The sequence below is a fragment of the Erwinia sp. HR93 genome (assembly GCF_034555055.1).
GTDB classification, from domain to species: Bacteria; Pseudomonadota; Gammaproteobacteria; order Enterobacterales; family Enterobacteriaceae; genus Apirhabdus; species Apirhabdus apintestini.
In genome coordinates this window covers 959,895-983,899 of sequence record NZ_JAXUDP010000001.1, presented here as the reverse complement: position 1 = coordinate 983,899, position 24,005 = coordinate 959,895, and the positions used below count along the sequence as shown (strand labels likewise).

General features: G+C 54.4%; 20 protein-coding genes. 6 read left to right on the top strand and 14 right to left on the bottom strand.

Annotated features, from left to right (window positions below; all coding sequences use genetic code 11):
* Positions 1 to 25 precede the first annotated feature (25 nt).
* From dam to SFA31_RS04530, 9 genes are all read right to left on the bottom strand, one after another.
* Positions 26 to 844 carry an adenine-specific DNA-methyltransferase gene (gene dam / locus SFA31_RS04570; RefSeq protein WP_322836919.1) on the bottom strand — a complete coding sequence of 273 codons (819 nt, stop codon included), beginning with the start codon at positions 842 to 844 and terminating at the stop codon, positions 26 to 28.
* Positions 845 to 907: 63 nt separating this feature from the next.
* Positions 908 to 2,146: a cell division protein DamX gene (gene damX, locus SFA31_RS04565; protein WP_322836918.1), complete on the bottom strand. Its 1,239-nt coding sequence runs from the start codon at positions 2,144 to 2,146 to the stop codon at positions 908 to 910.
* Positions 2,147 to 2,236: 90 nt separating this feature from the next.
* Positions 2,237 to 3,334: a 3-dehydroquinate synthase gene (gene aroB, locus SFA31_RS04560; RefSeq protein WP_322836917.1), complete on the bottom strand. Its 1,098-nt coding sequence runs from the start codon at positions 3,332 to 3,334 to the stop codon at positions 2,237 to 2,239.
* Positions 3,335 to 3,367: 33 nt separating this feature from the next.
* On the bottom strand, positions 3,368 to 3,889 hold the full coding sequence (gene aroK / locus SFA31_RS04555; RefSeq protein ID WP_322836916.1) for a shikimate kinase AroK: 522 nt from the start codon (positions 3,887 to 3,889) through the stop codon (positions 3,368 to 3,370).
* A gap of 337 nt (positions 3,890 to 4,226) precedes the next feature.
* Positions 4,227 to 5,480 carry a secretin N-terminal domain-containing protein gene (locus SFA31_RS04550; protein ID WP_322836915.1) on the bottom strand — a complete coding sequence of 418 codons (1,254 nt, stop codon included), beginning with the start codon at positions 5,478 to 5,480 and terminating at the stop codon, positions 4,227 to 4,229.
* Complete coding sequence (locus tag SFA31_RS04545; RefSeq protein ID WP_322836914.1) at positions 5,410 to 5,805, bottom strand: HofP DNA utilization family protein; 396 nt, start codon at positions 5,803 to 5,805, stop codon at positions 5,410 to 5,412. Before SFA31_RS04545 ends, SFA31_RS04550 begins: the two co-directional genes overlap by 71 nt.
* The gene (locus tag SFA31_RS04540) at positions 5,806 to 6,288 is read right to left on the bottom strand and encodes a hypothetical protein (protein ID WP_322836913.1); all 483 of its coding nucleotides are present in this window, start codon (positions 6,286 to 6,288) and stop codon (positions 5,806 to 5,808) included.
* Positions 6,269 to 6,826, bottom strand: a complete 558-nt coding sequence (locus tag SFA31_RS04535) for a PilN domain-containing protein (RefSeq protein WP_322836912.1) — start codon at positions 6,824 to 6,826, stop codon at positions 6,269 to 6,271. Before SFA31_RS04535 ends, SFA31_RS04540 begins: the two co-directional genes overlap by 20 nt.
* Positions 6,823 to 7,614 carry a hypothetical protein gene (locus tag SFA31_RS04530; protein WP_322836911.1) on the bottom strand — a complete coding sequence of 264 codons (792 nt, stop codon included), beginning with the start codon at positions 7,612 to 7,614 and terminating at the stop codon, positions 6,823 to 6,825. Before SFA31_RS04530 ends, SFA31_RS04535 begins: the two co-directional genes overlap by 4 nt.
* 119 nt (positions 7,615 to 7,733) lie before the next feature.
* Between SFA31_RS04530 and mrcA the strand changes: the two genes are divergently transcribed.
* On the top strand, positions 7,734 to 10,289 hold the full coding sequence (gene mrcA / locus SFA31_RS04525; protein ID WP_322836910.1) for a peptidoglycan glycosyltransferase/peptidoglycan DD-transpeptidase MrcA: 2,556 nt from the start codon (positions 7,734 to 7,736) through the stop codon (positions 10,287 to 10,289).
* A 37-nt stretch (positions 10,290 to 10,326) separates the two neighbouring features.
* Here the strand turns inward: mrcA and nudE are convergent, their stop codons facing one another.
* Complete coding sequence (gene nudE / locus SFA31_RS04520; RefSeq protein ID WP_322836909.1) at positions 10,327 to 10,884, bottom strand: ADP compounds hydrolase NudE; 558 nt, start codon at positions 10,882 to 10,884, stop codon at positions 10,327 to 10,329.
* Positions 10,885 to 11,211: 327 nt separating this feature from the next.
* Here nudE and SFA31_RS04515 point away from each other — a divergent pair, with 327 nt between their 5' ends.
* The 4 genes from SFA31_RS04515 to pckA all read left to right on the top strand — a co-directional run bounded on the left by SFA31_RS04515 (position 11,212) and on the right by pckA (position 16,871).
* The gene (locus tag SFA31_RS04515; RefSeq protein WP_322836908.1) at positions 11,212 to 13,350 is read left to right on the top strand and encodes an IgaA/UmoB family intracellular growth attenuator; all 2,139 of its coding nucleotides are present in this window, start codon (positions 11,212 to 11,214) and stop codon (positions 13,348 to 13,350) included.
* A gap of 309 nt (positions 13,351 to 13,659) precedes the next feature.
* The gene (hslR, locus tag SFA31_RS04510; RefSeq protein WP_322836907.1) at positions 13,660 to 14,061 is read left to right on the top strand and encodes a ribosome-associated heat shock protein Hsp15; all 402 of its coding nucleotides are present in this window, start codon (positions 13,660 to 13,662) and stop codon (positions 14,059 to 14,061) included.
* Positions 14,062 to 14,079: 18 nt separating this feature from the next.
* Entirely contained in the window at positions 14,080 to 14,958 is an 879-nt protein-coding gene (gene hslO / locus SFA31_RS04505; RefSeq protein ID WP_322836906.1) for an Hsp33 family molecular chaperone HslO, read from the top strand.
* Positions 14,959 to 15,251: 293 nt separating this feature from the next.
* Positions 15,252 to 16,871, top strand: coding sequence for a phosphoenolpyruvate carboxykinase (ATP) (pckA, locus tag SFA31_RS04500; protein ID WP_322836905.1), 1,620 nt, complete (start codon positions 15,252 to 15,254; stop codon positions 16,869 to 16,871).
* A 318-nt stretch (positions 16,872 to 17,189) separates the two neighbouring features.
* On the opposite strand, the gene envZ is transcribed toward pckA, so the two are convergent.
* The 4 genes from envZ to greB form a co-directional block, all read right to left on the bottom strand.
* Positions 17,190 to 18,560 (bottom strand): two-component system sensor histidine kinase EnvZ, encoded by a 1,371-nt coding sequence (gene envZ, locus SFA31_RS04495; protein ID WP_322836904.1) that lies wholly within the window; start codon positions 18,558 to 18,560, stop codon positions 17,190 to 17,192.
* Positions 18,557 to 19,276: a two-component system response regulator OmpR gene (gene ompR, locus SFA31_RS04490; RefSeq protein WP_322836903.1), complete on the bottom strand. Its 720-nt coding sequence runs from the start codon at positions 19,274 to 19,276 to the stop codon at positions 18,557 to 18,559. Before ompR ends, envZ begins: the two co-directional genes overlap by 4 nt.
* A gap of 315 nt (positions 19,277 to 19,591) precedes the next feature.
* Positions 19,592 to 20,527 carry a class A beta-lactamase gene (gene bla / locus SFA31_RS04485; protein WP_322839289.1) on the bottom strand — a complete coding sequence of 312 codons (936 nt, stop codon included), beginning with the start codon at positions 20,525 to 20,527 and terminating at the stop codon, positions 19,592 to 19,594.
* Positions 20,508 to 20,993 carry a transcription elongation factor GreB gene (gene greB / locus SFA31_RS04480; protein ID WP_322836902.1) on the bottom strand — a complete coding sequence of 162 codons (486 nt, stop codon included), beginning with the start codon at positions 20,991 to 20,993 and terminating at the stop codon, positions 20,508 to 20,510. The genes bla and greB overlap by 20 nt, the downstream gene beginning before the upstream one ends.
* A 311-nt stretch (positions 20,994 to 21,304) precedes the next feature.
* Here greB and SFA31_RS04475 point away from each other — a divergent pair, with 311 nt between their 5' ends.
* Positions 21,305 to 23,632 carry a Tex family protein gene (locus SFA31_RS04475; RefSeq protein WP_322836901.1) on the top strand — a complete coding sequence of 776 codons (2,328 nt, stop codon included), beginning with the start codon at positions 21,305 to 21,307 and terminating at the stop codon, positions 23,630 to 23,632.
* Positions 23,633 to 24,005: the final 373 nt, after the last annotated feature.

Genomic DNA, 24,005 nt, shown 5'->3' with positions numbered 1-24,005 from the left:
TATTTGCGCCGGTAAAGCGCTTCGCTTATTTCACGGCCTGGTAAAGCGCCAGCAGCTCATCCACCTTTTTACGCGCCCCACCTTTGCTGCTTATGCTGCGCCTGACGTGCACCGTGTGTAGCTGTGCCTGTCGGTACCATATGCGAGTCAGCTCTGTATCATGGTTAGAGATCAGCACCGGAATCCGGCTATCCGCCAGGGTTTCAGCCAGACGTGCTAAATGCTGCTGCTGCTCCATACTAAAGCTGTTGGTATGATAAGCGGTAAAATTGGCCGTTGCTGAAAGCGGCGCGTACGGCGGATCGCAATACACAACCGATCCCGAACCCGCACTGTGCATACTCACATCATACGACTGGCACACAAACGTGGCGTTCTGCGCGCGCTCAGCAAAATTGTACAATTCATATTCAGGAAAATAGGGGCGACTATAGCGCCCAAAAGGTACATTAAACTCGCCGCTAAGGTTATACCGGCATAACCCATTGTAACCATGACGATTTAGATAAAGAAATAATAGCGCCCGGCGAAACTTATCCCGGCATAGATTAAACTCAGTTCGCAGACGATAGTACACCTCCGGCTGATTCGTGGCGTCAGTAAACAGCGCCCTCGCCTCAAGAACATAGGCTTCGGGCTGCTGTTTCACAATATTGTAAAGGTCAATAAGGTCGCTATTGATATCCGCAAGGAGGTAGCGGCGATAGTTTGTATTGAGGAATACCGAACCTGCTCCCACAAAGGGTTCGATCAAACACTCGCCATGCGGCAGATGATACTTAATCTCATCCAGCAGGGGGTACTTGCCCCCCGCCCATTTCAGAAAAGCGCGATTTTTTTTCATGCCGTCTGACTATTTATACCTTCTCCAGCTGTGGAGAAGCTCCGACAGCGTACTGCGCTTTCGTCATTGTTTTAAGTCGGACTGCACCTGAGAGACAGGTTTCGTCCACGGATTTTTAGCCTGCACATCCGCAGGTAAGCTAGAAACAGCGCGCTTCGCTTCATCTTTTGATGCATAAACCCCGTGCACTAAAACATACCAGGGCTTTCCATTACGAACCGTTTGATAAATAACGTAATCCTGTAAATTCTCTTTTTTCGCCCACGCATTCAAATTGCTGTAATTCGATGAACTACTTAACTGAAGCGTATAGTGTCCGGAAGGCGCTGCTTTTAGCGCGCTAACATTACCCGAAGCGCCTTTACCGATAGACGCCGATACACTGTTCGCCTTAGGTGCTGCTTTTTCTGGTGCTTGTTTTGCTGGCGCGACCTTTTCCGGTGCAGCGTTCGCCGCCGGCGCTGCCTGGCGAGAAGGTGCCGTATGCGCTGGCGTTGAGTGCGCGCGTTCAGACCTGCGCGGCGGCTCAATAACGGCCTGTTTCCGCGCCGGACGCTGAGGCGAAGTAGTATGACGCGGAGTCTCAGCCGCATCCGGTGAAAGCGGTTGAGATTTTCCCCCAACCGGCGCTACCGTTGCCGGCTGCGTCGGCAGCATCGATCCTGACGCACTGCCCTGCGAAGAAGCTGACGACGAATTAACCGCATTCTGTTCCCCTGTCAGCGCACTATTTAAATCACCTGGTACTTCAACGCGCTGCTGGCCATCAATTTGCTGCTGGGGCTGTGACTGAGTGGGAGTGGAAGAAATCGGCGGAAGAGAAATATCCTGCCCGGAGCCTGACTGAGCGCCACTGTTTATCGGTTGCTGCCCGGCAATCGTGCCGCCATTAACGCCGGCATCATTACCTTTATTATCGCCATTTGAGAGATCAATATTGCGTTCATTACTCTCATGCGAGGCATCATTACCAGACGATGGTGCAGGCCCTTTTAGCGCAGATCCAATTCCGATGATAATAAGCAAAAGCACCAAAATCCCCAGCCCCATCATCATATGCTGGCGCGAAACGGGATTACGCGGAGGCGCTGATGCGCGCCGACGCGCCGCTATCCCCGCGGCCTCATCATGCTCAGCGCTGCCTGCTCGCATACGCTCGGCGTGAGGATCGTCGGCGTCGATATCCATATCATCAACATTAAAGCGTGGTTCGTTGTCATCATAGGCACCGTGACGCGCTCGGCCTGACGCTCGATCGCTGGGATCGGGTTTCAGTTCGTCTTCTGGTTTAAACTCATCCATCTAACCCCCCACTGCAGGCTTTCCGCCCGCAAAACTATGTTAGCGCTCTACCCTAATTTGCCAGATAACCCGATCAATCGGTTATTTCAATTACGCGTGCGTCGTGCCGATACTGGCAGCTATCGCACTTAATACCACGTCATGCGCAACGCCTGCCCGCACTTCGCTTTTTCCTATACCCACGGGCAATACTAAACGCAGCGTGCCGCCCTGCACTTTTTTATCACGCAGCATGTGCGGTAAATAACGCTCAACCAACATCGCCTGCGGCCCCTCAACGGGTAAAGAAGCGCGCCGCAATAACGCTATCAGACGCTGCAATTCAGCTTCGCTAAACTGCCCTAAATGCAGGGACGTACGCGCTGCCATCACCATACCCGCAGCAACCGCTTCACCATGAAGCCAGTTGCCATAGCCCATTTCAGCTTCAATAGCATGGCCGAAAGTATGGCCCAGATTCAGTAAAGCACGTAAACCGCTTTCCCGCTCATCAGCCGCAACGACTTCGGCTTTAAGCTCACAGCAGCGGCGAATACAATACGCCATTGCTGCAGGCTCCAGAGCCAGTAACGCATCTAAATGCTCTTCAAGCCAGGCGAAGAATTGCGCATCAAGGATAATGCCGTACTTGATGACCTCTGCGAGGCCGGAAGCCAGCTCCCGGGCGGGCAGCGTATTCAGGCAATCCAAATCGATGACAACCGATGCTGGCTGCCAAAACGCGCCAATCATATTCTTGCCCAGCGCGTGATTTACGCCAGTTTTCCCCCCTACAGAGGAGTCAACCTGCGACAAAAGCGTGGTAGGAACCTGGAGGAAACGAATGCCGCGCTGATAGCTGGCGGCAGCAAAGCCAGTTATATCGCCAATAACGCCGCCGCCCAGCGCGATTAACGTGGTATCTCGCCCGTGCGGTTTTTGCAGTAACGCGGTAAAAACCGTTTCCAGCGTTGCCAGGCTTTTATAGCTTTCACCGTCGGGAAGAATAACGGTATCGACGCCAACGCCGATTTGCGCCAGCGTAGCGCTGACGCGAGCGAGATAAAGAGGAGCAAGCGTTTCATTGGTAACTATCATCACCTGCTCGCCAGGCTTTAAAGGCCAAAAAGCCGCCGGATCGCTGAACAAACCGGCTGCAATGGCGATCGGGTAACTACGCTCCCCCAGAGTAACGCTTAGCCTCTCCATAAACGCTCAGTACCTTTTATGACGAAATCAAAATTAGTTATTTTCCAACGTGTGAATAATCTGGTTGGCAACAACTTTAGCGCTTTGGTCGTCGGTACGGATGGTCACATCGGCGATCTCTTCATACAGCGGATTACGTTCATCAGCCAGCGCTTCCAGAACTTCACGCGGCGGCGCATCTACCTGCAATAAAGGACGCTTTTTGTCACGTTGCGTACGAGCCAACTGTTTTTCAATTGTCGTTTCCAGATAAACAACTACGCCGCGAGCGGAAAGACGATTACGGGTCTCACGCGATTTTACAGAACCTCCCCCGGTAGCCAGTACAATGCCCTGCTTTTCGGTGAGTTCGTTGATAATTTTCTCTTCGCGCTGGCGAAAGCCTTCTTCGCCTTCCACGTCGAAAACCCAACCCACATCTGCGCCGGTACGTTTCTCAATCTCTTGATCAGAATCGTAAAATTCCATATTGAGTTGTTGAGCTAACTGACGCCCAATAGTGCTTTTGCCGGCACCCATAGGCCCAACCAGAAAGATATTGCGTTTCTCTGCCATTTTTTTGGTACTACGTAAGACTATTCGTTGATGATAAACCCGCTTCTTTCAAAGCCTGCGAAGCGAGACATGAACTGAAACCTCATTATCGTGAGTTCGAGAATCAGACTGAAAATTATCTCAACACTCAAGGCAGTTTGGCAACCGAATAAATTACCGCAGCTAGCCTGGGGACAAAGCCCGGCCAACATCCTATACGTGCTGCCAGCAGAGGCTACCCATAGCTGGAATGGGTACACCTTGTATGATAATTCACTGCCGCCGTCAAACTCTTGCGCTATTCAGAATAAGAAAATAACGTGCCCCTAAGCAAAAATCGCCCGATAACTAATACAATTTACCCGGCATCGATTAAACGCGGCGTAATAAAAACCACCAGCTCACGGCGCGACTCATCGCGGCCATCGTGTCGGAATAGCGGGCCAACCACCGGTAGGCTTCCCAGTAACGGCACGCGATCGCTTTCCATGCGGCGACTATGTTGAAAGATTCCCCCAAGAGCCAATGTTTCCCCCTCGCGCACTTCAACCTGCGTCTCAATCTCCTGTTTTTCGATAATTAGCGCCTCGCCCTCCGCCTGCTGCAGTTTCTGTCCGGGCATATTCTGACTGATGCGCAATTTCAAGCGAATACGTCGCTGCGGTAATACAGTCGGCATAACTTCCATTCCCAGAACGGCTTCTCTAAAGGCGACCTGCCCGCGCCCTCTATCGCTATCGCCGGACTGATACGGAATTTCACTGCCCTGCTTTATACTCGCCGTCTGTCGATGCGCCGCCAACAGGCGGGGGCTGGCGACAAAAGCAAGCTGTTGTTTGCGCTCAAGAGCAGAGAGCTCAAGCTCTAGCATTCGGCCACCAATGCGCCCAATATTGAAGCCAGCCAGGCTCGTACCCGCCGTCGCTGGCAGGTTCACCAACTCCCCCGTTTTTTCTGCTCGCCCTTTACGCGACCATTTAACCCCAAGCTCATTCAATCCCTCCCGAGTCATAGTTACAATATGTGCCGACAGCTCGACTTGCCCGACGGGACGATCCATCTCGACAACCCAGGAACGAAGCGCGCGCAGCGCGCTTCGTGTATCATCCACCAGCAGGCGATTAGTGCGTTCATCAACGGTGACGCGCCCCGCCGTGCTCAATAATCCCCCCTCACTCGCTTTTAGAGCACTCCCCAGATCTACCGCTGACGCATGGCTCAAGGCAAAAACTTCGCGCTGCGTCTTTACGCCGCTCTTTATAGCGTTTATTGAAGCAGGAGGCTTGCCCAATACCGAGGCCGCAGGGCTATCTCCGGGCCAGACGTTTAATACCGCCCCGCGCTTCTCCCAGCGCAAATTCGCCGCGTGCGCGACGCTTTCCAGCGCCTGCTGCCAGGGAATATTGGTTAAATGGAGAGAAAGCCGCTGTGCAATACCCGGCGCCATGACCAAATTAACCTGTTTTTGCTCGGCCAGCGCCTGTAAAATCTGCGTTACCGGCACATCATCAACCGCAAGAGAGATGCCAGTCTCATGATTATTAGTCGCGGCGAATAGCGGCACCGGCCCGACTATTAGCAGTAGTAGAAGTAAACATCCTGTCACGTTCATCTCCCTTTGGATAAATAGCGCCTTCTCCCGTAATGACGACCGAAGGACATTTTTGAGTTGAATCCAATACCAGCGAACCCGCTGATAGAACGGCGCGCCATCCCGGCGCAGCTTCATCCCCCGGCTTCAGACGCCGCCATCCTTGCGGCGTATTCACCACCGCTACAGCGGCATCGGCTCCGGAACCCACGACCCCACGTAAACGCCAGGCGCTAAAAGGCGAAGCGCACGGGTTTTCTACCGGGATGAACGGATTACGCACCAGGGTTTCCGCTGCCCCAACTGCGCTGCAGCAACCAATAAGCAGAAACGCTATTTTTCGCATTTAGGGCGCCTCCTGTAGCCAGACCGTGACCTTTATCGCCCCGGATGCCTCTGCAATGTTAAAGGCATGAATCAATACCGCACGCTGTGCCATAATGCCGAAAAACGCTGGCAGCTTGTCCCAGCCTAATAAGAGTGTCATATCTGCGCGATCGCCCTCCACCGCCCAGTGGATTAAGCGCCCGCCCACATGATGTGAGACTTGCAGGATAGAAAAGGGATTCCTTGTGGGCGATGCCCGCGCAGCGATCTTTTGGCTTTGTGCATCAATGATGGCAACCCGCGGCAGCCGCTTTAACTGCGTGCGCAAAGAGCGCTGAACATCATGCTGTTGTTGCAGCGCCTGCAAAAATACGCGCGTCTCGCGTTCGGCCGGCCACACAATGAACCCTTCTGTAATTATTAGCGGCAGGCATAGCAATAACCCACCACCGATAATCCAGCGCCCACGCCCACGTACCAACTTAAAGGCTCTCTTCGTCATCGCGGTCCGCCTCCAGTGCTATCTGAAAGCGCCAGACGCGCTCCTCCGCAAGTAACTCCACGCGTTTTAGGCGAATAAAACGCAGCGGCGGTGACCGCCGTAATCGTTGTTCAAGCTCTGTAAGATAAGCGGCGCTATGAGTATGGCCTTCAATATGCAGATGCTGCTCACGCATAGTCATACGCGTTAACCAAACCTGCTCAGGCAGCGCCTGAGCCACCAGAGTAATCGCGCGTCGCCAGCGTAGGGTATCCGCCATTTGCTGCCGCAGTTTCTCAGCGTCAGCCCGCTGCAACTCATAGTCACGCTGCCTGGCCTGGCGCTGCTGTACCTGCTCTTTTAGCGCATGAGTTTGTCTCTGGGAATGCTCCAGCAGCAAATGATGTTCAATTCGATGACTGGCAAAAGGCAGAGCGCGAAAGATGCCAATCGCTGATGCAAGCAGGAGTAAACCGCATAGCAGAATGCCTACTCTCCGCAGCCGAATACGATAAGCTCGGCGGCGCCATGGCAGGAAATTGGTAAAATAAAGCGTCATGTCAGGCTCGCCAGCGCCAGCCCCAAAGGAACGGCATAGCGTGCATTATCAGCGGGTACAGGCGGTTGAATCTGGCGCAGCGTTCGCCAGGGGTCGAAAACAAACGCTGAATCACCAGCCGCCGCGGTGGCAAATGCCGCGCACTCAGAGTCTATGCCAAGTGAGGTGCATAGCGCTTCAGAAGTCTCTGCCTCCTGAACGCTCACCGCTCCCCAGAGCTTTTCATCGGCCCACACCCATACCGATTGCTCGCGCGCAATATAAGTACGTCTCTTGGCATCCACCGCGGCAAGATAGGGTAGAAAACTTGTCAACGCGCAGGCATCGGGAATTATTGCCCAGACGTGCAGGCGCGCCCGATATAAAATTTGTCGAAGTTCTTCTATCTCGGTCTTTTTTGCGGCCACCACGGAAAAACTCCCCTCTTCGCGCAGACAGTAATCCAGCGTCAGTTCCTCAGCGGCCATCCTTAATCGCTCCCCGGTGGCTGCCGAGAGATACTGCATACACTGCGTCTCAGTCAGTGCGCTCACGGGAGCCGGGATCTCCCGGGTCAGTGTACGCCCGCTGGGAAACGCAACCCGTAGCTGATAGCCGAGCGGCAACGTGCGCTGCCATGCACGCAGTGTATCCGTAAGATTGCGCATCGATCCGGTAGCGGTCTCTAATGAAGGCGCTAAAAACCACCAGCGCCGTAGTCGCCATCCCTGCCGCCCACGCGATATTGCGATGGCGCGTACGCCATCATCTTGAATTGCCAGTCCGATTTGCCAGCGGCTGAAAACCATTATTTCCATCCTCCCTGAGGCTTGTTATGAAAATGGCGTATCAAAGCGCCTGGCTTGCCTTTATACTACCGCGCGTTTGTTTATAAACTGCCCAGCCGAAACGAAATGGGAAATGCAGAGTGAAGTTCGTAAAGTATTTATTGATTCTTGCAGTGTGTTGCATCCTGCTGGGGGCAGGTTCGATATACGGGTTGTATAAATTTGTCGAACCGCAGCTACCCGACGTAGCCACCCTTAAAGATGTTCGCCTTCAGATCCCCATGCAGGTATTTAGCGCGGACGGCGAGCTTATGGCCCAATATGGGGAAAAGCGGCGCATTCCGCTTAAGCTCGATAAAATCCCGCCAGAAATGGTGAAAGCCTTCATTGCCACGGAAGACAGCCGTTTTTATGAGCATCACGGCGTCGATCCTATCGGTATTTTCCGTGCGGCCAGTATTGCCCTGTTTTCCGGCCATGCCTCTCAGGGAGCCAGCACAATTACTCAGCAGCTCGCCCGTAACTTTTTCCTCAGCCCGGAAAGAACCCTGATACGGAAAATAAAGGAAGCGTTTCTGGCTATCCGCATTGAGCAATTGCTTAATAAAGATGAAATTATGGAGCTGTACCTGAACAAAATCTATCTCGGCTACCGCGCTTACGGCGTGGGCGCTGCCGCGCAGGTTTATTTCGGGAAAAGCCCGGACAACCTCACTCTGTCTGAAATAGCGATGATTGCGGGGCTGCCTAAAGCGCCTTCCACATTTAATCCGCTCTATTCGCCAGAGCGTGCGACGGCGCGACGCAACGTGGTACTTACCCGCATGTTAAATGAAGGGTATATCACGCAGGCACAGTACGAAATGGCGCGATCGGAGTCCATAAATGCTAATTATCACGCGCCTGAAATTGCCTTCTCGGCACCTTATCTGACCGAAATGGTGCGCCAGGAAATGGTCAAGCGCTATGGCGAAGATGCCTATAATGATGGCTATCGGGTTTATACCACCGTTACGCGCAAGGTTCAGGAAGCTGCGCAAAATGCATTACACAATAATGTGCTGGCCTACGATATGCGCCACGGCTACCGCGGGCCGGCTGGCCACTTCTGGGAAGCTGGCGATTTACCGCTCACCCAAGAGCAGCTCATTGAAGCGCTGAAGAAATTGCCCACCTATGGGCCGCTATTACCCGCCGCAGTTATTTCGGCAAACGCCAGTGAGAGTACTGCGCTGTTGGCCAATGGCGATAGTATTACGCTGAATATGCAAAGCGTGCGCTGGGCCAGACCCTATAGATCCGATACTCAGCAAGGCCCCACGCCGCGTAAAGTGACGGATGTCCTACAGCGCGGGCAGCAAATCTGGGTGCGTAAAGCAGACAGCGCCTGGCTACTGGGGCAAGTGCCTAACGTTAATTCAGCGCTGGTCTCATTAAACCCACACGATGGCTCGCTCATTGCGCTCGTCGGCGGGTTCGATTTTAATTTGAGTAAGTTCAACCGCGCCACCCAGGCATTGCGTCAGGTAGGCTCAAATATCAAACCGTTCCTGTACACTGCGGCGATGGATAAAGGCCTCACGCTCTCCAGTATCCTTAATGATGCGCCTATTTCACGCTGGGATGCGGGGTCGGGCACGGACTGGCGACCCAAAAACTCGCCGCCGCAATATGCCGGGCCTATCCGCCTGCGCCAGGGGCTGGGGCAATCCAAAAACGTGGTTATGGTACGAGCTATGCGCTCAATGGGCGTTGACTACGCCGCGGAATACCTTCAGCGCTTTGGTTTCCCGGCACAGAACATTGTTCGCACTGAATCGCTGGCGCTGGGCTCAGCGTCATTTACGCCGCTTCAGGTAGCGCGAGGCTATGCCGTGATAGCAAACGGCGGCTTCCTGGTCGATCCCTGGTTTATTCAGCGAATTGTGAATGAGCAAGGGGAAACCATCTTTGAAGAGCGCCCGAAAATCGCCTGCACGGAATGTAATATTCCTGTGATTTATGGCGATACACAAAAATCGGCCACGCTTGATAGTCAGAGTCTGGAAGACGTCACAACCTCAGACGATGGGCGTAATTTTGGCGTGCCGCAGCCTCAGTTGCAGCAGGCGAATCAAAACCTGGTGGCTCAAAGCCCTGCGCCGCAATATGCGCCCCATGTTATCAATACGCCGCTGACCTTCCTGATGAAAAGCGCGCTAAACACCAATGTATATGGCGAACCAGGCTGGCAGGGCACGGGCTGGCGCGCGGCGCGCGACGTTAAACGCCGCGATATCGGCGGCAAAACCGGCACCACCAATAGCTCTAAAGATGCCTGGTTTTCCGGGTATGGGCCGGGCGTCGTCGCATCTGTCTGGATAGGGTTTGACGACCACAGACGCAATCTTGGCCGCACAACGGCTTCTGGCGCTATTAAGGATCAGATTTCGGGCTATGAAGGCGGGGCCAAAAGCGCGCAGCCGGCATGGGATAGCTTTATGGCAGCCGTACTGCAGGGCGTTCCTGAAGAGGCGTTAACGCCGCCGCCGGGCGTTATTACCGTCAAAATAGATCGTTCAACGGGCCAGCTGGCCGGCGGCGGAAACAGTCAGGATGAGTATTTTATTGAAGGAACGCAGCCCACGCATCAGGCCATACGCGAAGTGGGCACCACCATTATGAATAATGACGGCGAAGCTCAGGAATTATTTTAACGTCGCAGGCGCTCTTAATCAGAGCGCCTTTTTTTATTTAGAGCCGCCCCTGCTGCCTGAGCCACTCTCTGGCAAGGAACAGTGCGCTAATATTGCGCCCTTCTGAAAAATCAGCGTCTTCCAGCAGTGCCATCATATTTTCCAGCGGCCAGCGAAGCTGGGGCAAAGGTTCAGGCTCATCGCCTTGCAAAGATTCGGGATATAGCCCTTCGCCGATGACAATATTCATTTGGCTTGAGAAATAAGAAGGCGCCATTCCTACTTTCTTCAAAAAAGTAAACCGCTGGGCGCCAAACCCCACCTCTTCTTTTAATTCCCGATTTGCCGCTTCATTCACGGTCTCTCCGGCATCCATTAACCCTTTGGGAAAACCCAATTCATAGCTCTCTGTGCCAACCGTATATTCGCGGATCAGTATGAGATGGTCGTCCACAATCGGTACAATCATCACCGCTTCTCTTCCCGAGGGGCGCATACGTTCGTAGACGCGGCGCGCGCCGTTGCTGAACTCAAGGCTTACGGATTCGATGGTAAAGAGCTGAGAGCGGGCGACAGTGTCAACGCTGAGGAGTTTTGGTTTTTGCAAATTCGTCATTTAAGTACGGCCCAAAGGGTGAAACAGGCAATATTGTGCGGCATGGCGCACGCTTTGAGCAATGCAAATCGCTTTTTCTTTACATTTGCATAACCTAAAGGGTATTCATTCCGCGTAAAAAGCAATCTTGTCAAGTAGTTGCATTCAGTTTGAGAATCTGCTGATATTTCAGCATATCGAAGTTTGCTAGCATCGGGCTACCGTCTGTGTGCCAGAAATATACCTGCGTGTAATGCGACGTGCTGCCGCTGGTTTATAACGCTGACATTTTACAAAGGGTTATCATTTGCTGCGCGTGAAAAAAAATGACACTTGGGCAGGAAAAACATGAGCATGATTACTCTGTTTGCCGCAGCGATGCTCGCCTGCCTTGCTATCGCCGGGGGAGTGATGTGGCGGCGTCTGCGCATTCGCGCCAGCCAGGGATTACAAACGCTCACCGGCGCGTCTACCCGCAAGTTATCTCCTGAAGAGCGTGCAGAAGTCGAACACTATCTGGCAGCACTGGCCAGCGCGCATCAGAACATTCCCCCATCGGGCTCCAGCCCGGCGTCGGCGCCTCTCACGTTATGCACAGAAAGCAGCAATGTAATATGCGTGTCTCGCGCTATCACGCGCTATGGGCTTTCAACCGACGCGCCGCATAAATGGCGTTATTATCTGGACGCGCTTGAAGTTCATCTGCCGCCGTTCTGGGAACCCTACATTACCAGCGATAATCAGGTTGAATTGATCCCAACTAGCGGAATGCCGCTGGTTATTTCGCTTAACGGCCACACGCTGCCGGAGTATCGCAATCGGTCGGAGACGCTCGAACTGGAGCACAGCAATGGGCTCAGCGCCTCTATGCGCGGCGAAGAAAGCGAACAAATAGAATTACTGAATATTCGCCAGGAAAGCCGCGAAGAATACGCCCTCAGTCGCCCGAACGGGCTGCGTGAGGCCTTCCTTATTGTAGCCGCGATGGCGCTATTCTTTCTTTGCCTGGTTGGTCCGGATATTATTTTGCCGTGGCTTCTTGGGGGCGCTATCGCCCTGCTGGCCGCCGGCGTGTGGGGGTTAGTTGCCTCACCGGCAAAGAACACGCTGCGGGAGATCCACTGCCTGCACGGCACGCCAAAACGCTGGGATTTATTCGGCGAATCGGACAAAGATGAAGTCAATAATATTTCTTTAGGCATCATAGACTTATTGTATCCCCGCCACTGGCAGCCTTTTATCGTGCACGACCTCGGCCATAAAACGGATATCGATATTTATCTCGATCGCCACGTGGTGCGACAGGGGAAGTTTTTATCACTACGCGATGAAGTGAAAAACTTTCCGCTGCAATACTGGCTACGTAGTCTGGTTATCGCCTGTGGCGCACTGCTAGTACTGATTATGCTGATTATCTGGGCACCGCTGGATATGCCGTTAAAAATGACGCTGTCGTGGCTTAAGGGTGCACAAACCGTAACGGCAACCAGCGTTTCGCAGCTAGAAAAGGTGCACCTGCGCGTCGGCGACACACTGCGGGTGAACGGCAACGGCACTTGCCGCATTCATATGGGTGTTTCCTACACCTTTCGTCAAACCTCCCCTTTTATGCCTTTCGATTGCTCGCAAATTATTTGGAATACGGCGCGCCCTATGCCGCTACCAGAATCGGACATCGTCGATAAAGCTATGGCGCTTAGCGATACCGTTAACATGCAGCTTCACCCACAAAACCATGCAGACAGCAAAGTGAACCCACAGCTAGCCACCGCGATTCAGAAATCCGGAATGGTATTACTGGATAATTTTGCCGACATTGTGCAAAAAACACAGGCGCTGTGTATCGGGAAGGAGGACTGTGCGCGGCTGAAAAAAGCGCTGGTCAATTTGGGAAGTAAAGACGACTGGGACAGCCTGACGCGCAGCGCGCGCAGCGGGAGGCTATCTGGCATTAATGTGCTGATGCGCCCGAGCAGCGCAGAGTTACTGGACACGCTGGTCAATAGCGCCACCCGCCAGTTTTTTATGGATGAAACCCTGCGCGCAGCAAAATCTCTCGACAGCCCGGCTCCGGGTGGCTTTGTCATCATTAGCGATGAGGGCACCGATCTGGTAGATCAGCCTTTACCACCGATGGCGCTTTACGATTATCCACCACCTGAGCAGTGGCGCGAGTTTCGTCGGCTGGCCGAAATACTTATGAATACCCCGTTTAATGCGGAAGGTGTTATCACCAGTATCCAGCTTGATGCAAACGGCACGCACCATATCACTATGCACAGCATTCCGGACAGTATGAGTCTGTGGCGCTATGCGGGCACTTCACTGCTCCTGCTGGCGCTTATCATAACACTACTCTACAACGCGTTAATGGCCGTCAAGCGCTACCGTCTCAGCAATCGGCGCCTGACGGCAATTCAGCAATACTATGAACACTGTTTTAACCCACAGCTGCTGCCGCCGGCGGAACCGCCAGCCGGACTATAAACGCGCGTCTGCTTTACGTCCGGCAGCGCGCCTGCCCTGCAGGCGGTATCAGCCCGCCATTAGCAAAATGCGCTACACTGCCTGTATCGGCTACCACCAGCCAGCGGCTAATTTCCAGCGCGGCTTGATTTATGAAATTCCACCCATACATTGTTTTATCCAAAAGAGAGGCAGGCAGCCGCTCGCCAGCAGCGCGTTTTCTGTAACGCACCGGTGATAAGCGGCTGCTGCATACCCACTTTACAGTATTGAAGCAGGGTTAGGATTGGCACGTGAACCGGTGCCGCATTCTGCCAGGTCGGAGCCAGCATGAAAGAAACATCTACCGACGCAGTACGCCTGGATAAGTGGCTATGGGCCGCGCGCATTTACAAAACGCGCGCACTGGCCAGGGAAATGATTGAAGGCGGCAAAGTGCACTACAACGGCCAGCGCAGTAAGCCTGGGAAAATCGTCGAACTGAATGCCGTCCTCACCCTGCGTCAGGGCAATGACGTGCGGGAAATCGTCATTAAAGCGTTTAATAGCCAGCGCCGCCCGGCCAGCGAAGCGGCGCTATTGTATGAAGAAACGCCGCAGAGTATCGAAAATCGCGAAAAAATCACCCTGGCGCGCAAACTCAATGCGTTGAGCATGCCTAATCCGGAGCGACGTCCGGATAAAAAGGAGCGCCGCAGCCTAATAAAATTTAAGTACGGCGAGCGCGAATAGCTCGCCTGGAGAGAGAAAATGGCTCAAAACGACCAACTACATCGCTATCTGTTTAAAAACCACGCCGTGCGCGGCGAGCTGGTTACCGTTTCCGACACCTGGCAGCAGATAATCGAAAACCACGATTACCCGCTACCGGTGCGCAATATTCTCGGCGAACTGCTGGTAGCAACCAGCCTGCTGACCGCAACGTTGAAATTCGCAGGCGATATTACCGTTCAACTCCAGGGCGACGGCCCGCTCACGATGGCGGTCATCAATGGCAATAACCTGCAGCAAATGCGCGGAGTCGCCCGTTTCAAAGACACCGTGCCAGAAAACGCCACGCTGAAACAGCTTGTCGGCAACGGTTATCTGGTAATAACCATCACCCCCAGCGAAGGCGAGCGCTACCAGGGCGTTGTTGGGCTGGAAGGTGAAACGCTGGCGGAGTGTCTGGAAGATTACTTTATGCGTTCTGAGCAATTGCCAACCCGCATGTTCATCCGGCTGGGCGAAGCCGACGGTAAGCCTGCAGCAGGCGGTATGCTGCTACAGGTCATGCCTGCGCAGGAAACCAACGCCGATGATTTCTCACATCTGGCGACGCTAACCGAAACAATAAAAGCGGAAGAGCTGCTCACCCTGCCCGCCAACGATGTGTTATGGCGCCTCTATCATGAAGAAGAGGTTGTCATTTACGAACCTCAGGCGGTTGAATTTAAGTGCACCTGCTCAAGGGAACGCTGCGCGAGCGTACTACAAACACTTGACCAGAGCGAAGTAGATACCATCCTGGCTGAGGACGGAGAAATCGATATGCACTGCGATTATTGCGGCAGCCATTACCGTTTTTCACCGCAGGATATCCTGGATATTCGCAGCAACAATGCCGATCCGGCGCCGAATATTCACTGACTGATAGCCCTACCCCGCGCCCGATCGCGGGGTATTTTCTCTCATAAAAATAAAGAAAGCGCTTACCCTCACAAAATTACACTTCAAATCACTTCTCGTTAACATATTCGACGTTCTTTGCGTAATCTGGTGCAAAACACTGGCATACTTACAGATACCGCGTACAGGCGCTTAACAACGCTTTTGGCGTGAAATATTCTGCCGTAATGCACGTTTTTGAGGCTCGTCGCGGTTAACAATCTATAAACAACCCTACACTCTTTATAAGTATTGATAAGCTAAGGAGCAGTGGTATGCGCGGTACAGGTTTACTCCCGCAGGATCTCGCTCAATACGGTATTCAAGACGTTACCGACATTGTGCATAACCCCGATTACGACACTTTGTATCAGGAAGAACTCAATCCCGAACTGAGCGGTTTTGAGCGCGGCACGCTAACCAATCTCGGTGCCGTCGCGGTGGATACCGGCATTTTTACCGGCCGTTCCCCGAAAGATAAATACATCGTTCGCGACGATACCACGCGTGAGACTTTATGGTGGGCGGATAAAGGCAAAGGGAAAAATGATAATAAACCCCTGTCCCCGGAAACCTGGCATCATCTGAAAGGGTTAGTCACCCAAGAGCTTTCTGGCAAGCGCCTGTTTGTGATAGATGCCTACTGCGGCGCGAATGCCGATACCCGGCTTGCGGTTCGCTTTATTACCGAAGTCGCCTGGCAGGCGCATTTCGTCAAAAACATGTTTATCCGCCCTTCGACAGAGGAGCTTGCAAGCTTCGAGCCTGACTTCATCGTGATTAACGGCGCAAAATGCACTAACCCCCAGTGGCGGGAACAGGGCATGAACTCAGAGAACTTCGTCGCCTTTAATCTGACCGAGCGCATGCAGCTTATCGGCGGCACCTGGTACGGCGGTGAAATGAAAAAAGGCATGTTCTCTATCATGAACTACCTGCTGCCGCTGCGCGGTATCGCGGCTATGCACTGCTCCGCCAACGTGGGAGAAAAAGGCGATGTCGCGGTGTTCTTCGGGCTGTCCGGAACCGGCAAAACAACGCTTTCTACCGATCCGAAACGGCGCCTTATCGGTGACGATGAACACGGCTGGGACGATGACGGCGTCTTCAATTTTGAAGGCGGCTGCTACGCGAAAACTATCCGACTATCAGAAACCGCAGAGCCAGAAATTTACCACGCGATCCGCCGCGACGCGCTGCTGGAGAACGTGACCGTGCGCGCAGATGGCAGCATAGACTTTGACGACGCCACGAAAACGGAAAACACCCGCGTTTCTTATCCCATCTACCATATAGAAAATATCATTAAACCGGTTTCCAAAGCCGGCCACGCAACCAAAGTCATCTTTCTGACCGCAGATGCCTTCGGCGTGCTGCCGCCGGTGTCCCGCCTGACCGCCAGCCAGACGCAGTATCACTTTTTATCCGGCTTCACGGCTAAACTCGCAGGCACCGAGCGGGGAATTACCGAGCCAACGCCAACGTTCTCCGCCTGCTTTGGCGCGGCGTTTTTAACGCTGCACCCCACGCAATACGCTGAAGTGCTGATAAAACGCATGCAGGCCGCAGGCGCGCAGGCATGGCTGGTGAACACCGGCTGGAACGGCACCGGTAAACGCATTTCAATTAAAGATACGCGTACCATTATTAACGCAATTCTGGATGGCTCGCTGGATAACGCCGAAACCTTCACGCTGCCCATTTTTAATCTGGCGGTACCGGTGGAACTCCCCGGCGTTGACGCGCGAATTCTCGACCCTCGCCTGACGTGGTCCTCTCAGGAACAGTGGCAGGAAAAAGCGGAAAGACTGGCAGGGCTGTTTATCGAAAACTTCGCGAAATATACCGATACGCCCGCAGGCGCCGCGCTGGTGAGCGCCGGGCCTCAGCGCTAATGCTATTTTCCACGTGGCCTGCTGGTCACGTGGAAAATCGCCACGCCAGATAATACGCTCTGGTATTTTGAAAAGTTCAAACCCCACGCGCCTCAACCCAAAAAACGAATCGCAACCAGCGCAATAAAGCTATCACCCATGGTTAACCCCCCCGGTTCCGGCGGGCGTTGAAACGCAGTAGATAACGGCCGGTAACATCGCTGAGAACCCCAGGATTTCGCAGCAAATAAAAGCTATATCGCACCAATAAAGCGCAGAATGCGACATGAGGCGCCCGATACTATTAGCAGGCGCTATTTTAGGGTGCAACCGCGGAGCCTAACTCTCTTTCGGCAGCGCGTTAGTTTTGGTCATCTGCCCGCTGCGGCCAGGCAGCATGGGGAGCCATGCGCGAATTCGCAGGCCGCCTCGTTCGCTAGCGCCAACGTCCAGCGCGCCATTATGGTTATCGATAATTCGCTGCACAATCGCCAGCCCTAACCCGGTACCGCTGGTACTGCGCGCGCTATCGCCGCGCACAAACGGCTGGAACAGATGCTTTAACTGTGCGGGTGCAATGCCAGGGCCGTCATCCTCCACCTGGAACCAGGCACGATTTAACTCTGTACCGCTGCTAACTTTTATCCATCCATTACCGTATCGCGCCGCATTAACCACCATATTAGCCGCCGCGCGCTTAATCGACAGAGGATGAATCTGCAGCGTAATTTCACCGGCCTGCAGGTCGGTATCAATTTCACGCTCGTAACCGCTTTCCGATGCAATGACTTCTCCCAGCACCCCGTTCAGATCGGCGCTCTCCAGCGGCATTTCCTGACCGGTACGCAGGAAATCAATAAACTGCTCAATGATGGCATTACATTCTTCAATATCTTTATTTATCGATTCTGCCAGATAGCCGTCCTGCTCTCCCATCATCTCCGTCGCCAGGCGGATCCGCGTTAATGGGGTGCGCAAGTCGTGGCTCACCCCCGCCATCAAAAGCGTGCGGTCGTCAGCAAGCTGCTTCACGCCGGACGCCATATGGTTAAAGGCGCGCGTCACTGAGCGAACCTCAGAGGCACCGTACTCGCGCAGCGGCGGCGGAATAATACCTTTACCTACCTGCATCGCCGCGTGTTCAAGCTCTACCAGCGGCCGGTTCTGAATACGAATAAATAGCCATGCACCGCCTATCGCCAGCAGCATAATCGCCAGCGTATAGCGAAACAGCGGCGAAAAATCATCCTGATGGATTTCGGTCAGCGGCACGCGCACCCAAATATTCGGCGAGAGCCACGTTTTAAGCCAGACCACCGGGGAGCTTTTATTAACCTCAACGCGCACCTCGGTCGGCCCACCCAACTGCTGCCCCATCTGGTGACTCAGAAACTCATAGTGCTGCGCCCAGCGCAAACCAGACTCTTCCGCCGCTTCAGTAGTGTAAAGTGAAATGCCCAGCTCACGATAAATCTCCCGACGAAACGCAGGCGGCACCGTTAGCTGCGTGCCGTCCTCAAGCTGGAGCTTATCGGTCATCAGCATACGCACTTCGTATGCCAACACCTTATTAAACTGCTGAAGGCTGGGTAGAATCGCGAAGTTCAGAACCACCAGGTACGTCGTCACCAGGCTGACGAACAGCAGCGTGACAATCAGCAGCAGCGTGCGGGCGAACGAACTTCGCGGCGAGAAGCGCAGTCGCCTCATGCCTTAGCGCCGTCCGGCACAAAAACGTAGCCAAGCCCCCATACGGTCTGAATATAGCGGGGATGCGCCGGATCTTCCTCCACCATACGGCGCAGGCGCGAGATCTGTACGTCGATGGAGCGCTCCATCGCGCTATATTCACGGCCACGCGCCAGGTTCATCAGCTTATCACGCGACAGGGGTTCACGCGGGTGGCTCACCAGCGCCTTTAACACCGCGAACTCGCCGCTGGTCAATGGCATCGGCTCATCTTCCCGGAACATCTCACGCGTGCCGAGGTTGAGTTTAAATTTACCGAAGGCAATCACCGCCTCTTCCTGAGAAGGCGCGCCGGGCAGTTCGCTCGCCTGGCGGCGCAGCACGGCGCGAATACGAGCCAGTAGCTCGCGCGGGTTAAATGGCTTAGGAATATAATCATCAGCGCCAATTTCCAGCCCGACAATTCTGTCTACTTCCTCACCTTTTGCCGTCACCATAATGATAGGCATCGGGTTACTCTGGCTGCGCAATCGGCGACAAATGGACAATCCGTCTTCGCCGGGCAGCATTAAATCCAGCACCATTAAATGAAACGACTCGCGGGTTAGCAGGCGGTCCATCTGCTCCGCGTTAGCAACACTGCGAACCTGAAAGCCCTGCTCCGTCAAATAGCGCTCCAGCAGCGCACGCAGACGCATATCATCATCGACAACCAGAATCTTATAATTCTCTTGCATCGTAATACTCCCAAAGGTTCAGACTGATTGAAGCAGCGTGCATTAACATTGGACATAGCGGCTACGCCAAAATAAGCGGAGCGTATAAGCGGCACGATAATCTCGCACAGACAGGGTATCGAAGCGAAGTGCCGCCTTCCGTCCCTGAGCGTTAAATAAAACGCGATAAACGTATTCTAAAAAAGCGCGCCGCTGCCACCAGTGAAAACTGGTATATATTCTAAGCGAAATTGTTACAAAGCATATTTAACAGCGGGTTATACCGCATTTTTGTGCGCAAATGGCTCAACGCGCGCACCTATAATCGCATGCCCGCTATTTTTCTAACCCCTGCACTACGATGCGCGCGGCCTCGGCGAGCACATCGCGCCGGGCAAGCGCAGAAGGCTGCGTCTGGGTAAAATACGTCACTAGCACCAGCGGCGCACGCCCTGGCGGCCAAATAACCGCGATATCGTTAGTGGTACCGTAATCGCCGCTGCCGGTTTTATCGCCCACCGCCCAACCGGCGGGTATTCCCGCGCGGATACTGGCATCACCGGTAGTATTCGCACGCAGCCAGTTCACTAACTGATGGCGCTGGGATGCGCCGAGCGCGTCTCCCAGCGTCAGTTTTTGCAGGCTGGTCGCCATCGCTCGCGGCGTAGTCGTGTCCCGCACATCGCCCGGCAGCGCCGTATTTAGCGCGGGCTCACGGCGATCCAGACGAAACGCCGCGTCGCCCAGCGTACGAGCAAACACCGTTACTGCAGCCGGACCGCCCAGTGCATCAAGGATAAGGTTCATGGCGGCGTTATCGCTATAGCGCAGCGCCGCTTCACTTAGCGCCGCCAGCGTCATCGTCTTACCCACCGCCGGTTCGGTAACCGGGTTATAGTTTACCAGCGCCGCGCGCGTAATCGCTTTTGGCGTCGACATCAGCCCCGGCTCCCGCTCGCTGCGCTTTAATAATGCGGCAACCGCCATCGCTTTACTGGTACTGCACAGCGGAAAACGCTCATCCATGCGCCAGCCGCTAATTTCACCCTGCGCGGTATCGATAACCGCCGCACCCAGGCGCCCCCCAGAGCGCTGTTCCAGCTCTGCCAGGCGCTGGCCCAGGGTAGAGCGCGCGTGCGCATGGGATTCAGACAGTATGGTTTGCGCCGCAGTGGGATGGCTGAACACTATCAGGCCACATAGCGCCAGCGCGAAATGGTGCATTATGCTATCCGTTCGTTTCGTTTTCGTTTCACTCGCCCGGTTTTTCATAGTCAATCGCATTAATAAACCACAGTTTCTCGCCGTCTGGAGTGGGGACAATCACATCCTCATCAACCTGCTTTTTCAGCAGCGCGCGCGCCATCGGCGAATCAATGGAGATATAGTCTTTTCTGCCGCCGTAAATTTCTTCCGGCCCGACAATACGCAAGCGCTTCACATCGCCCTCTTCATTTTCAATCTCGACCCACGCCCCGAAAAAAACGCGCCCGTCCTGCTGGGGCGAATAGTCCACAATTTGCAGCGCGGGCAACAGTTTTCTTAAAAAACGCACGCGCCGGTCTATCTGGCGCAGCAGCCGTTTATTGTAGGTGTAATCGGCATTTTCAGAACGATCGCCCAGGCTCGCCGCCCATGAAACAATTTTCGTGATCTCCGGGCGCTTCTCATTCCACAGGTAATCATGCTCCTGTTTAAGCGCGTTGAACCCTTCACGGGTAATCAGTTTGGTGCCCATATCCCGTTCGACAATCCTAAAGTTGCATTACGCCCTGACTTTCAGGCGGCGCAGTAAATCGTGATAACTTTCCGGTTTTTGTCCGTCAGACGCCCGCGCAGATAGCCTGACGATACGCGGCTGGCCAACGAAGCGCTACCGGCAGACCGGAAATTTACGTTAAGAATACCAGCTTTCACCGAAAGCCAGTTACGTGCCTGCGAACCAGAGCGAAATTCACGCGCCGGGCGCCGGGCGGCTGGCATTTTAGGCTGCCAATCCGTATAACTGTCCTCTGACTTTTTCGCACTGTTTAAGATGACAATTTAGCCATGATGAATGATTCACTCTGTCGCATTATTGCCGGTGAGCTTCAGGCGCGCACCGAACAGGTCGACGCCGCCGTGCGCCTGCTGGATGAAGGGAATACCGTGCCGTTTATTGCACGTTACCGAAAAGAGGTCACCGGCGGGCTGGATGATACGCAGCTGCGTCAGCTTGAAACGCGCCTTGGTTATCTGCGCGAACTGGAAGACAGGCGCCAGGCCATCCTGAAATCCATCGGCGAGCAGGGAAAACTCAGCGACGCGCTGGCGGCAGAAATTAACGCCACGCTCAGTAAAACCGAGCTTGAAGATCTCTACCTGCCCTACAAACCAAAACGCCGCACGCGCGGCCAGATAGCCATTGAAGCCGGGCTGGAGCCGCTCGCCGATACGCTGTGGAACGAACCGCAGCATACTCCGGAGCAGGAAGCCGAACGCTATGTCGACGCCGATAAAGGCGTTGCTGATGTCAAAGCCGCGCTGGATGGCGCACGCTACATTCTCATGGAGCGCTTCGCCGAGGACGCCGCGCTGCTGGCAAAAGTGCGCCACTACCTCTGGAACAACGCGCATCTGGTTTCTGCCGTGGTCAGCGGCAAAGAAGCTGAAGGCGCGAAGTTTCGCGATTACTTCGATCACCATGAGCCGATTGCCAACGTGCCATCGCACCGCGCGCTGGCGATGTTCCGCGGGCGCAACGAAGGCATTTTACAACTCTCATTAAACGCCGATCCGCAATTTGATGAACCGCCTAAAGAGAGCCGCGGCGAACAAATCATCACCGAGCATCTCAATCTGCGTGTTAACGGCGCTCCGGCGGACAGCTGGCGCAAAGGAGTTGTGAGCTGGACCTGGCGCATCAAAGTGCTGATGCACCTGGAAACAGAATTAATGGGCACTCTGCGCGAGCGCGCGGAAGACGAAGCCATTAATGTGTTCGCCCGTAATCTGCACGATTTACTGATGGCCGCCCCTGCCGGGCTGCGCGCTACTATGGGCCTCGATCCCGGCCTGCGCACCGGCGTGAAAGTCGCCGTAGTGGATGCCACCGGGAAACTGGTCGCCACGGATACGATCTACCCGCATACCGGCCAGGCGGCCAAAGCCGCCGTCACCGTCGCCGCCCTGTGCGAAAAATACCGCGTCGAGCTGGTCGCCATCGGCAACGGGACTGCTTCGCGTGAAACCGAGCGTTTCTTCCTTGATGTACAGAAACAATTCCCCAATGTTACAGCGCAAAAAGTGATTGTCAGCGAGGCGGGCGCCTCGGTGTATTCAGCATCTGAGCTGGCGGCGCAGGAGTTTCCGGATCTCGACGTCTCGCTGCGCGGCGCGGTTTCTATCGCCCGGCGCCTGCAAGACCCGCTGGCGGAACTGGTGAAGATTGACCCCAAATCTATCGGCGTTGGTCAGTATCAGCACGATGTAAGCCAAAACCAGCTTGCGCGCAAATTGGATGCGGTGGTGGAAGACTGCGTTAACGCCGTTGGCGTCGATCTCAATACCGCCTCAGTGCCGCTGCTTACGCGCGTTGCCGGACTGACCCGTATGATGGCGCAAAACATCGTGACGTGGCGCGACACGCACGGCCAGTTCCGTAACCGCCAGCAGCTTCTGGATGTTAGCCGGTTAGGCCCGAAAGCGTTTGAGCAATGCGCTGGCTTCCTGCGCATTAACCACGGCGACAATCCTCTTGATGCCTCAACCGTACACCCGGAGGCCTATCCGGTAGTCGAGCGCATCCTGGCTGCCACGCAGCAGGCGCTGCGCGATGTGATGGGCAACGGAAGCGCGCTGCGCAATTTAAAAGCGGCAGAGTTTACCGATGAGAAATTCGGCGTGCCGACGGTAACCGATATTATTAAAGAGCTGGAAAAACCGGGCCGCGATCCGCGCCCGGAGTTTAAGACGGCTAAATTTGCCGACGGCGTGGAAACCCTGAACGACCTGCTTCCCGGCATGATACTGGAAGGCGCAGTAACGAACGTGACTAACTTCGGCGCGTTCGTGGATATCGGCGTCCATCAGGACGGGCTGGTGCACATTTCCTCACTTTCCAACAAGTTCGTCGAAGATCCGCATACCGTGGTGAAGGCCGGCGATATCGTGAAAGTGAAAGTGCTGGAGGTCGACCAGGCGCGCAAACGCATTGCGCTCACCATGCGCCTTGATGAGCAACCGGGTGAAAGCGGCAGTCGCCGCGCCGCCGCACCTACGAGCCCAGCCCGCGATAAGCCTCGTTCTACAGCCAAACCGCGCGGGCGCGATAATGCCTCATCAGGCAATAGCGCCATGAGCGATGCGCTGGCGGCAGCTTTCGGGAAAAAGCGCTAACCCATTATGCGGCGAAAGCAATTTTCGCCGCGTTTCCAATGAGTCCTCATCAATCGGCAACTCGTTTTCCTGCGGTCACATACGCTCTTTGAAGACAGCCATCCACGCCATCTAAAGCAGGCCTGGTATTAACGAAGATATTAACACCGCTACTTAAAACCTTATATCCCTAAACCGGGATAGGCAGGTTCTCACCAAGACGAGAAGATAGACTGCGTCACAAAGCGCTATGCTTCTGTATAGCGGGATGCATCAGGCCAACGCCTCGTTATAAAACGCTATTTACACATCTCACTATCAGCATGATTTTTCTCTCAGAAATAGATTCCCACCGCGGCAGGATATAACTGTACATTTCTATTTACAGTTATAC